General features: G+C 49.7%; 10 protein-coding genes. All 10 read right to left on the bottom strand.

The features are described 5' to 3' along the window. A partial coding sequence (locus HMPREF9999_RS10650; protein ID WP_009751954.1) for an SDR family NAD(P)-dependent oxidoreductase occupies positions 1-352 on the bottom strand: 352 nt, incomplete at its 3' end. Positions 353-558: 206 nt separating this feature from the next. Further along, entirely contained in the window at positions 559-1,023 is a 465-nt protein-coding gene (locus HMPREF9999_RS00965) for an adenylyltransferase/cytidyltransferase family protein (protein WP_009751953.1), read from the bottom strand. 152 nt (positions 1,024-1,175) lie between these two features. Beyond that, on the bottom strand, positions 1,176-2,174 hold the full coding sequence (locus HMPREF9999_RS00960; RefSeq protein ID WP_009751952.1) for a glycosyltransferase family 8 protein: 999 nt from the start codon (positions 2,172-2,174) through the stop codon (positions 1,176-1,178). After that, complete coding sequence (locus HMPREF9999_RS00955) at positions 2,171-3,625, bottom strand: lipopolysaccharide biosynthesis protein (protein WP_009751951.1); 1,455 nt, start codon at positions 3,623-3,625, stop codon at positions 2,171-2,173. The genes HMPREF9999_RS00960 and HMPREF9999_RS00955 overlap by 4 nt, the downstream gene beginning before the upstream one ends. Positions 3,626-3,773: 148 nt before the next feature. Then, a complete protein-coding gene (rseP, locus tag HMPREF9999_RS00950; RefSeq protein ID WP_009751950.1) occupies positions 3,774-5,189 on the bottom strand; it encodes an RIP metalloprotease RseP in 1,416 nt (471 codons plus the stop codon). Positions 5,190-5,274: 85 nt separating this feature from the next. Further along, positions 5,275-6,423, bottom strand: coding sequence for a 1-deoxy-D-xylulose-5-phosphate reductoisomerase (locus tag HMPREF9999_RS00945; RefSeq protein WP_009751949.1), 1,149 nt, complete (start codon positions 6,421-6,423; stop codon positions 5,275-5,277). A 16-nt stretch (positions 6,424-6,439) separates the two neighbouring features. After that, entirely contained in the window at positions 6,440-7,000 is a 561-nt protein-coding gene (gene rimM / locus HMPREF9999_RS00940; protein ID WP_009751948.1) for a ribosome maturation factor RimM, read from the bottom strand. A gap of 123 nt (positions 7,001-7,123) precedes the next feature. Next, positions 7,124-8,428 (bottom strand): UDP-N-acetylglucosamine 1-carboxyvinyltransferase, encoded by a 1,305-nt coding sequence (murA, locus tag HMPREF9999_RS00935; protein ID WP_009751947.1) that lies wholly within the window; start codon positions 8,426-8,428, stop codon positions 7,124-7,126. Positions 8,429-8,458: 30 nt separating this feature from the next. Beyond that, complete coding sequence (locus HMPREF9999_RS00930; RefSeq protein ID WP_009751946.1) at positions 8,459-8,992, bottom strand: DUF4290 domain-containing protein; 534 nt, start codon at positions 8,990-8,992, stop codon at positions 8,459-8,461. 6 nt (positions 8,993-8,998) lie between these two features. Then, the gene (gene tsaB, locus HMPREF9999_RS00925) at positions 8,999-9,691 is read right to left on the bottom strand and encodes a tRNA (adenosine(37)-N6)-threonylcarbamoyltransferase complex dimerization subunit type 1 TsaB (protein WP_009751945.1); all 693 of its coding nucleotides are present in this window, start codon (positions 9,689-9,691) and stop codon (positions 8,999-9,001) included. Between the last annotated feature and the right edge of the window lie 836 nt (positions 9,692-10,527).

Here is a 10,527-nt window from a genome sequence, read left to right as displayed (position 1 = left end):
CTTCCTTTTGCTGCAAACGCTCGTAGAAGTGGTGCACGATGCGCAGCGGGGCGAGGGCATTGACTTGGAAAGAACTCACCAAATGGGCTTCGTCGATGTCTTTGAACAGGGACAAGCGTGCAAAGCCAGCCGTGATGAAGAGTCCATCCACGGTAGGAAAATGGGAGAAGATGCTGTAGTCTTCGTGGGTGAGGTCGAATTGTTGCACTCGAAATTTGGGATGATCTTGCTCCGCGCTGGGGAGATTTCTATCGACTATCCAGACTATTTCGGTGTCTTCTTGGGCTGCAAGCAGATGGGCTAGGGCAAGTCCGATGCCACTTGCACCACCTACGATGAGGGGATTGCGCATGGATGCGAGGTTTTCTCTGAACAATAATTGTGTGTCTAACGGCTCACGCGTGATAACTTAAAGGATAACCCTCTATTGTCTAATATCTAACGTCTAATGCCTAACGTCTAACCTCCAACGTCTATTCCTTTTCGAGGCGAGCGAAGTCGAAGTCGAGCGAAAAAGGGTCTATGACCCTCTAACGTCTAATGTCTAACGTCTATTGTCTATTCCTTTACTTTGACGTCAGGATTCACACGTGTTTCCACTTTACTCTTAAGGTCTTGATAGTTCTTGAGAACTTCTTCCTTAATCTTCGTAGAACTCACGCCATCACCATAGGGGAAATAGAAAACATCTACACCAAGTTCTTTGAGATAGTCGTATTTGCCTGTCCAATCATCGCCCACCACGAAGACATCAATGTTAAGTTTCTTGACAATCTCCGTGTGGTCGAGCGTGCGCTGGGGGATAACCACGTCGGGATAGCGAAGGGCTTCCAAAATAGCCAGACGTTCCTCGAAGGGAATCACAGGAGGACGCTTGTAACTACTGACCAATTCATCAGTACTCACGCCCACGATGAGCGTATCGCCCAAGCCGCGAGCATATTTTATCATCTTGAGGTGGTTGGAGTGGAACATATCGAAGGTTCCAGACGTATATACCACTATTTTCTTTTGAGCTATCATAGAATCTGAAGGGAATGCTTTATGCAAATGTACGAGTTTCTGCGCAGACAACGCATGATTAGGGGGAGAAATCGTGGGAAGTGGCGAGATTTGCTCTTACCAACGCACTAGAATAGGGGAGCTGCGCTGCGGAAGTGGGGAGAGGGCTGCGGTTACTTTCCGAGCAGTCGCGCCTTGAGTTTGTGGAAGAAGCGCGAAAGGCTGTAACGTCGCAACCGTTGTCGGAAGATTTTGGGCAGCACTTGGAGATAATAGCCTGTGGCTCCGCTCATCCATAGATATTTGAACCAAATGCGCTGGCGCGAAACGCCGAAGGCATTCCAAGGTTTTGCGGCACCGATGTAGTGCAATTGGATGGGATGGGCGAGGGCATCGGAGAAGATGCGACGACGCTCGGCATCGTCTGTGGGGAGCGACTGACAATGCTCGTAGAAAGACGTGGCGTGTGGGTCTACTTTGTAGTAGCTATTCGACACGGAATAGTACATGGGGAAGTAGCGCACGGAGTGTCCAGCACAGATCGCCATACAGTCTTGCTCGGGGAAGGGAAGACGGGCGTAGTTGCTCTTATAAAACTCCGTCCAAGTGGCTTGCATCTGGTCGTGGCGCAGAGCCTTGAGATTGAAAAGTAGGAAACCAGCATTGATTTCTCGGGAGAGCAAGTCTTGCGCTTCGGGAGAAAATGATTGGTAAAGTGCGGCGCGCGTGGTGGGGAGTATCGTGTCTACGCCAGCGTAGTAGAAGTTTTCCTCTGGATATGCAGCAAAGACTTGCGACACATCGCCTAGGAACACCACGTCGACATCGGAGCAGAGCACACGGTCGTGCTGAGGGAAGAGCTCGGGAGCACAGAGTTTGAAGTAAATCTCTTTGGAAAAGTGCGACTTACTAGGGCATTCCTGTGCGATGGGGTCGTTGGAAGTGTCGTGAAAGTGCAACGAAGCCTGCGGAAATCTCCCAACTACACGCTGCAACTCGCGCTGGGCTTTGGCAGAGAGTCCTGGATGCAGCACATACAGTTCGTAGTCGTGGCTCGCCTCTGCGTGGTACAGGAGCGAAAACACCGTGACAATGGCAGGAACGACGTAGTTTTCGTCGAAAGTGAAGAAGATGGGAATCACTTGCTTCGGACTTTGTGCTGTATTACTCATGCTTTACGTCGTTTTTTGAGGAGATAATTAATGCTTTCTTGTAAGATGTCGGAACGCATCATCCAAAGGAGAGCGGGATAAAGTAGGGCTGCGCAGACCACCTTCGCCAATAGGCTTGCCAAAAGATTCCAATGGAGTTGCCCGACACCTAGATAAACACCGCCCATGACTCCCACGGCTACGAAGAGAAAAGGGGAGATGTCGCGAAGCACTTGCCCATAGCCGATGTGGAGTTCTTGGCGAACGAAGTAGTGCCACACGCCTACCCAAAGGAAATTGATGCCAATGTAGGGCAGAAGCATTACCATGACTCCGAAAGGCGCACTGAAGATGGCGGCAATGAGTTGGCAGATGACCATCACAATCAAGCCCCACATATAAGTGCTCGAACGGCCACGACTCAGGAGATATTGGGTGTAGAGGGTGGTAGCTGGGAGAAACGCTCCACTAATGCACAAGAGCATGAGGATGCGCGTGGCCATTTCCCATTTTGCCCCTAGGGCTATGAGAATCAACTCTCGGCTGATGATGGAAAGCCCAAACATGATGGGGAAGGCTAGAAAGCAAGTAAATCTCAGCATCTTGCGAAATACGCGCGCTTGTCGCTCACGGTCGTCTTGGGTTTCTACGAAGAGGGGTTGTGCTACTCCGTTCACGATGCCCGTCACGATGGAGTGTCCCATGAAATTCCACTTATTGGCTTGGGTGTAGTTGCCGACCATCTGGGCATTATATACGCGACCAAGGATGAGCGAAAAGAAGTTGTTGTTGATATGATTGACCAAATTGGTGATCAACAACCGACTGCTGAATCCGAACATCTGACGTACGGGCGCGAAATCCCAATGAAAGGTGGGGTGCCATCGTGCAAACCACCAATAAAGTGCCGTATTGATACCTACATACACAAGTGTTTGCGTGGCAAGTCCCCAGTATTCAAAGTGATGATAGGCAAGCGTGATGCCGACCACTCCTGAAATAATCATCGCAATAAGGTTGGAGAGGGTCTTCTCTCGCACTTTCATCTGCTTCAAGAGCAGGGCAGAGGGTGCAATGCTCATACTGGAGATGATGAAAGAGAGAAAGAGATAGCGTGAAAGTGGGATAAGTCGCGCATCGCGATAGTAGTCGGCGATGAAAGGTGCGGCAAAAAAGAGGAGCGTATAGAGAAATAGGCTGGCAGGAAGGGAGAACCAGAACACGGCGTTATAGTCTCGGTGCTCAATCGTGGGACGATTCACCAAAGCTGCGGTAAAACCGCTCTCCTGAATGGTGGAGGCGATGAGAGAAAAGATGGTGAGTTGTCCCACCATGCCGTAGTCGGCGGTGGAAAGCATGCGAGCTAACCAGATGCCGAATACAAGGGTGAGCACCTGTTGTGCGCCATTGCTGAGCGTTCCCCACAGCAATCCTTTGGCAGTCTTGGACTTTAGAGAAGAGGCGTTTGACATTCGAGATAATAGGTTGGAGAATTTCCCTCGGGATGAGGCTTCTCTGTGCAGAGCAAATGGAAAAATGTGGCGTATCTTCCTGTCGTTGCTCTAAAAAGGCAAAGGTGCGTAGGAGGATATTCCCACGCACCTTTGATTGATGGGTGATTTAGAAGATGAAACGTACGACGTCGTTGAAGATGCCTAGGGCCATCAGTCCAAGAACGAAGTAGAATCCCACGGTGTTTACGCGCTCAATCCATTTGTCGGATAGGCGACGACGAGTGATCATCTCAGCGAGTGTGATGAAAATGTAGCCACCATCGAGCATGGGGATGGGGAGGAAGTTCATGAACGCTAGCATCAATGAGATGAAAGCTGTGAGATTCCAAAAAGCAGTCCAGTTCCAAGCTGAGGGGAAAAGGCTACCAATGGCTCCAAAAGAACCGACGCTCTTCACACCGTCTGCAGAGAAGAGATAGCGCAAGTCGCTTACATAGCCCTTCAGCACGGAGAGTCCGTGAGAAATGCCCGCAGGAATGGACTCGATGAAGCTATAGTGGATGGTTTCTGTGGGATAATCTACAAAGACATTGTGCTTGGTCACGCCCATTTTTCCTTCTGCGTTGAGTGAGAAACGGAGTGTATCGGCTGCACCTGCAAGAGCTAGTGTCTTATCTTGGGATGCGTGCTTTACCACAAGCGTTGTTTGCAAGAGTTTTGCGTCAACGGGCTTGCCTTCTGCCGCAGCAATTTGATCTTGGATGGGATAAAGCAGATTGTCAATCTCGTTCCATGTGCTGACTTCACGGCCGTTCATGGCAATAATGGTGTCGCCTTTTTGTAAACCAGCGGCTTTTGCGGGGCTTTCTGCCAAGACACTGTCCACGACAGAGGGAAGGGTGAGGGTGACAAAAGGAGGCTGTTGCTTCAAGGCTTTGAGCAAATCGAACTGACCATCGATGTTGATGTCCACATTCTTCCCATTGCGGAGCACGTGCACGGTGCGTGCATCGCCCAAATCACGGAGCATCGCCACATGATCTAGGTAGGTGTAGGTCTTTTTGTCCACGCCCGTGATGAGATCACCGTCTTGGAATCCGAGTTTCTTGGCTTCTGTGTTGAACGACATGCCATGGGTGATGCCCTTGAGTGGGATGCGCTGTTCGCCATTTACCCAGAGGAGCATGGCGTAGATGAAGAGTGCCACGAGGAAGTTCACCAACACACCGCCCACCATCACGAGAAGGCGTTGCCAAGCAGGTTTGTTCTTGAAAAGTTCGCGCGCAGGAATGTTAGCTTCTTCCTTTGCCACTGCATCGGCATCGGAGCTTTCGTCCACCATGCCGGCGATATCTACGTATCCACCGAAGGGAAGCCAGCCAATGACAAAGTCTGTGTTGCCCCAACGGCCAAGTTTCAGTGCTTTCTTCTTACCGCCTTTCCAGAAATCAAAGAAGAGGCTGAAGCGATGTACGCGAATGCCAAACACTTTGGCAAAGAAAAAGTGCCCGCCTTCGTGCAATACCACGAGAATCGAGATACTCAAGATGAGTTGAAGGGCTTTAATAAGGAATACTTCCATGAGAAAATATATTGCTATTGAGATTGAATTGCTAGTTTATAGGAATTGTGTGGCTGGACTATGGGAGAAAATGGCAGCTTCTTGGTTAGGGAATCATCGCCTCTACCAACTTTCTCACTTCGGCATCTGTTTGGAAATAGTCATCCAACGTAGGTTTCTGCACGAATGTGGCTTCTTGCATCGCTTTTCTAATGAGGCGCGCAATGTCAAGATAGCCGATTCGCTCTTGGCGGAAGGCGAGATTCACCACTTCATTCGCAGCATTGACAATGCACGGCATGTTACCTCCGATGGCGGCAGCCTCATACGCGATGCGCAAACAGTCGAAACGCTCGAAGTCTGGGCGTTCAAAGGTGAGGCTTCCCAAAGCGGTGAGGTCAAGTCGCGCACCGCTTAGGCTGTCGTGTCGGGGAAATGAGAGCGCGTATTGGATGGGCAGGCGCATATCGGGTAATCCCATCTGAGCTTTCACGCAGCCGTCTGTCAATTGCACGGCACTGTGCACGATGCTCTCGGGATGTACCACCACTTCCACTTGTTCGGGAGTGAGACCAAAAAGCCACTTTGCTTCGATCATCTCGAAGCCTTTGTTCATCATCGTCGCGCTGTCAATGGTAATCTTCGCACCCATCTCCCAATTCGGATGCTGCAAAGCCTGTGCCGCTGTGACGGTTTGTAGTTGTTCGAGGGAGAATTTGCGGAAAGGTCCGCCAGAAGCGGTGAGCAACACTTTGTCAATGGCATTGCCATCTTCGCCCACCAGGCATTGGAATATCGCACTGTGCTCGCTGTCTACGGGAAGAATTGCCACGCGCTCCCGAACAGCTAGCTCGGTAATCAGTTCTCCTGCCACCACCAACGTCTCTTTGTTGGCGAGAGCAATAGTTTTATGCGCTTCTATCGCAGCGATTGTGGGGCGAAGTCCGGCAAATCCCACCATAGCTGTGACCACCGTGTCCACATCTTGGAGACGCGCCACGTCGCAAAGGGCTTCTGCACCCGTCCACACCTTGATAGGGAGGTCGGACAAGGCAGAGTTTACCTTTTCATATTGATTTTCGTCGGCTATCACCACCACTTCGGGCTGAAACTCTCGCGCTTGCTGGATGAGCAAATCCGAGTTGCTTCCAGCGGTGAGGGCGTAAGCCTCGTATTTGTCGCGGTGTTCGCGGATGACGTCCAAAGTTTGTGTGCCAATCGAGCCAGTGGCACCAAGTATTGCTATTCTTTTCATAGATCGTCTGTCGGCATCAAGCGTTGAGTTCTAGGATGCCTTCGGGTAAATTCAACAGCAAATAACGGTCTTTCACGCTATAGTCTACCAAGAAATCATCGTGAAGCGGAATCAAAAGTTCCTCGCCTTCTTCGGTTTCTACGGTGAGGAGGGTATTCGCCGTGGAGGTATTGACCGAAACGATGTTGCCCAGTTCGTAAGTCGCCAATTGCTCTTCACTCGTGTTGGCTTCATCTACCAAAAGAAGGCTGAACCCTGTGAAGGCTTGCAGATTATTTATCTCATCATGTGCTTCTTCATCCACAAATTGTTGGGGATAATACACAGAAAGTCCGACCAACTGGCGCGCTGCTGCGTCATCTTCCACCTCCTCAAACTTAATGATCACCGCTTCATTGTTTTTGAAGCGATATTCTTCGAAGAAAAAGGGCACAAACAGCCCGTCGATGCGCAAAACGAGGTATTCCGCCTCGGCTCGGTCGAAGATGTCGTCTGTAAATTGCAGTTCCACTTCTCCGTGGATGCCGTGTGTGCGGGTGATGCGACCGATTTGAAATACTTCTTCTGGGGTGATCATTGAGAATAGGTGGAAGAAAGAGGATGGAGAAAGGCGAGAGTATGGGGGATAGATTACGCCTTATATATAATAATGTGTGAGGGAGTCTGTAACAATGCGTGAGGAAAGCCGAAAAACTTCCTTTTAGATGCGTGTAATCTTTGCACCAAGCGCGTTAAGACGTTGTTCGATGTGCTCATATCCGCGGTCGATTTGCTCCACATTGTCTATGCGGCTTGTGCCGTCTGCACTAAGTGCAGCAATGAGGAGCGCGATGCCTGCGCGGATGTCTGGGCTAGACATGCGGCGCGCACGGAGTTGATGCTCGAAATTGTGCCCAACCACCACCGCACGGTGCGGATCGCAGAGGATGATTTGTGCGCCCATGTCGATGAGTTTGTCGGTGAAGAAGAGACGGCTCTCAAACATCTTTTGATGGAAAAGCACACTTCCCTTCGCTTGGGTCGCCACGACGATGAGAATAGAAAGGAGGTCGGGGGTAAGACCGGGCCAAGGTGCATCGGCCAATGTCATAAGAGAGCCATCGATAAACGATTCTACTTCGTAGCGTTGTCCGCCTGGAATGAACAAATCGTCGCCTTGCACCTCAATTTTAATGCCGAGTCGGCGGAAAGCATCGGGGATAATGCCCAAATCGCGCAAAGAAACTGACTTAATCGTCAGCCCATCTCCCACCATCGCTCCCATGCCAATGAACGAACCAATCTCGATCATGTCGGGAAGAATGCGATGAGTGGCCCCCCGCAAACGCTTGGTGCCCACAATCGTCAGACGGTTAGAGGCGATGCCAGAGATGTTTGCTCCCATACGATTGAGCAAGTGGCAAAGCTGTTGGAGGTAGGGTTCGCAAGCTGCGTTATAAATCGTAGTTGTTCCCTCAGCGAGTACCGCAGCCATGAGAATATTGGCCGTACCTGTGATACTTGCTTCATCCAGTAGCATGTAAGCTCCCTTCAAGTGGTCAGCTGTGATTTCAAACAATTGATGATCGGCATCAACAGTGAAGGATGCTCCTAAGCATTGTAGGCCAAAAAAGTGAGTATCTAGGCGACGACGTCCGATTTTGTCGCCCCCAGGCTTGCTCACCACGGCGTGACCGAAGCGCGCCACCAAGGGGCCGATGGTCAAAATCGAACCGCGGAGCGATGAGCAGCGTTCTAAGTACTCATCACTACGGAGATAGTCGAGATTGATGCTGTCGGCTTGAAAGGTGATGTCGCCAGGAGCATTACGTTTCACCTTCACTCCAATGTCTTGCAAGAGGAGAATCAAGTTGTTAACATCCAAGATGTCGGGCACGTTTTGCAGGCGCACCTCTTCGTCAGTGAGAAGAGTGGCGCAAATCACTTGAAGTGCTTCGTTTTTTGCCCCTTGGGGGAATATTTCGCCTTGGAGACGATGGTTGCCTTCGATGAGGAATGAAGCCATACGGGAGGGAAGGAGTTGAGAATATATGAATTAAGAAATCAGCGAAAGGGCTTCTTGCTGGGTAATCTGCCCTTTGGTCAAGAACTCGATGTCGTGGGCTATGCGCTCATTGTCGGGCATGTCTCCGCGCACTTCAAAGAGTTTCTCGCGCATGCGCTTAGCAGCGGCTTCTACGCCGATGCGCCGATGCTCCGCATCCTCTTTTTCGGCAGCTTTGTTGAGAAGGTTCTGCACCAAAACACCATAGTGGCGCAGGCGTGGATGCTGTTGTGAATAGGGAAGTCTGGGAGGATGTTCCTGTTTCACATGAGGTTCTATGGTGCAAGGATAGTCAATGTCGAGCTGATAGTTCGATAGTTGCGCTAAATGATTCCACAGTTTTTCATTTTCCTCCTGTGTTGGATTGGGCATTTGCGCCACCGCCTTCATCACCACCATGATGCGCTGCGCATAGGCTTGGCGTTCTGCACGATCTTCGAGGGAGAGCGCATGGTCCACCATCTGTTGCACTTCGCGCCCATAGGCTTTCATGCGCAGAGGTTCCAGTTGTGTGTTGTAGAGCATCGCAGTTTACAGGAGTTTTTTAGGTTGAGAGGCTTGGAAATCCTTAAGGTAGAAAGGCTCAAAATAGGCTAAATCTTCAAACTTTCCGTCGAGGAATGCCTTTTCAGCCAAAGGAGCCATATATTTCGCCAAGGGGTGTGCGTTGTCCACGAAGCGCGCGTTGGGATGATTGATCACTTCCTTGCACTTCTCAGCACCATTGCCGAGGAAATACACAGGAGCACGATCGAGCCATTCCTTGTAGGTGTCGGCCGTTACGATGTCGGGCTGCACTTCTCGCAGAGGACGGAGTGCGCGGTCGTAGACAGCAGCATAGACCTCCATGCGACGGGCATCAATCATGGGCACAAGTAGCGCATCTTCGGGCATGTCATCATCGAAGAGCAGAGTAGGCACAGTGATGAGCTTAAGAGTGGGCACCGCAATCAAGGGGACATTGCGACCATAGGCCACACCTTTGGCCACGGAAGTGCCGATACGAAGCCCAGTGTAGCTACCTGGGCCAGCAGAGATGGCTACGGCATCAAGAGGAATGGCGTGGCTTTCAATGAAACTCAGTGCTTCGTCCACATAGGGAGCAAGCACTGTGGCGTGCGAAGGGCCTTCAAGCGTTTGTTGCTCGAAGATTACTTTGGAATCTTCTGACACCGCCACCGAGCACACCGTGGTGGAGGTTTCGATATGTAGGATACAAGCCATATAGTTGTCTTTCTTTTTAAGACCTATGAGTCTTTTGAGGTGAGTGACTGCACTGCTTTAGGGCATACCTTGGGGCATTTTTACTGAGAAAAAGCCAGAGAGGGGAAAGATACCTATGAACTTCCCTTTACAAAAGCCCATAGCGAGCCAATCTATCAATGTGCGAATTTACCACTTTCTCGGCGAACAGCAAAGATAATGTGCTGAAACTTAATTGTGCGCTGATTTTTGAGTCTTGTTCTTCTGCTTTGTTTCTTGGGCTTTCTTCGTTTGAGGTGTATCTTTCATCAGCATCTCACTTGAATAACTAGATAAAAAGAAGGGTAATCTTCGACCCTACGTGAGGGAGATGGGCTGATTTTTACTATCCATCAGAAGTTTTTTGCGCACTTCTCCTAGAGTAGAGATAAAAAACTCGGAGATTTTCTAAAAACTCTCGGAGTTTTTTCAAAAGTTCTCGGAGATATTTTTGAAAACCTCCGACATTTTCTGAGAACTCTCGGAGAAATGGGTGAAATGAGTGGAGACTTCAATGCTTAGTTTGCTATAATGCAACAGAGACTCTCAAGTTAAAGTGGAGATGTCTGAGAGTAAGTCAATAGAAAAAAAAGGAGAGGACTTGTGTTGTGAGAGTGAAATTGTCATGAAGCTTTGGGAAGAACTTCGGATAAGAGGAGGCTTGAAACGGCCGAAATAGTATAGTTTTTGGTGTATTTGCTATTTTAAGATGTCAAAATAGGCGTAAAACAAAATTTTCTTGCAAAATTTATTCGTTTTTCTTGGAGGTTTTGCTGGGAAATCCTATCTTTGCAATGTGTTTTTCATAGTATTAGATT

Origin of the sequence: Alloprevotella sp. oral taxon 473 str. F0040 (genome assembly GCF_000318095.2) — a bacterium.
Taxonomy (GTDB): Bacteria; Bacteroidota; Bacteroidia; order Bacteroidales; family Bacteroidaceae; genus Alloprevotella.
The sequence above is the reverse complement of the archived record's forward strand: the minus strand, read 5'-3'. Positions and strand labels throughout refer to the sequence as shown.

Coding starts and splice junctions, on each gene's coding strand:
- HMPREF9999_RS00965 (WP_009751953.1), bottom strand. CDS start 1,023: ATGATAGCTCAAAAGAAAATAGTGGTATATACGTCTGGAACCTTCGAT.
- HMPREF9999_RS00960 (WP_009751952.1), bottom strand. CDS start 2,174: ATGAGTAATACAGCACAAAGTCCGAAGCAAGTGATTCCCATCTTCTTC.
- HMPREF9999_RS00955 (WP_009751951.1), bottom strand. CDS start 3,625: ATGTCAAACGCCTCTTCTCTAAAGTCCAAGACTGCCAAAGGATTGCTG.
- rseP (WP_009751950.1), bottom strand. CDS start 5,189: ATGGAAGTATTCCTTATTAAAGCCCTTCAACTCATCTTGAGTATCTCG.
- HMPREF9999_RS00945 (WP_009751949.1), bottom strand. CDS start 6,423: ATGAAAAGAATAGCAATACTTGGTGCCACTGGCTCGATTGGCACACAA.
- rimM (WP_009751948.1), bottom strand. CDS start 7,000: ATGATCACCCCAGAAGAAGTATTTCAAATCGGTCGCATCACCCGCACA.
- murA (WP_009751947.1), bottom strand. CDS start 8,428: ATGGCTTCATTCCTCATCGAAGGCAACCATCGTCTCCAAGGCGAAATA.
- HMPREF9999_RS00930 (WP_009751946.1), bottom strand. CDS start 8,992: ATGCTCTACAACACACAACTGGAACCTCTGCGCATGAAAGCCTATGGG.
- tsaB (WP_009751945.1), bottom strand. CDS start 9,691: ATGGCTTGTATCCTACATATCGAAACCTCCACCACGGTGTGCTCGGTG.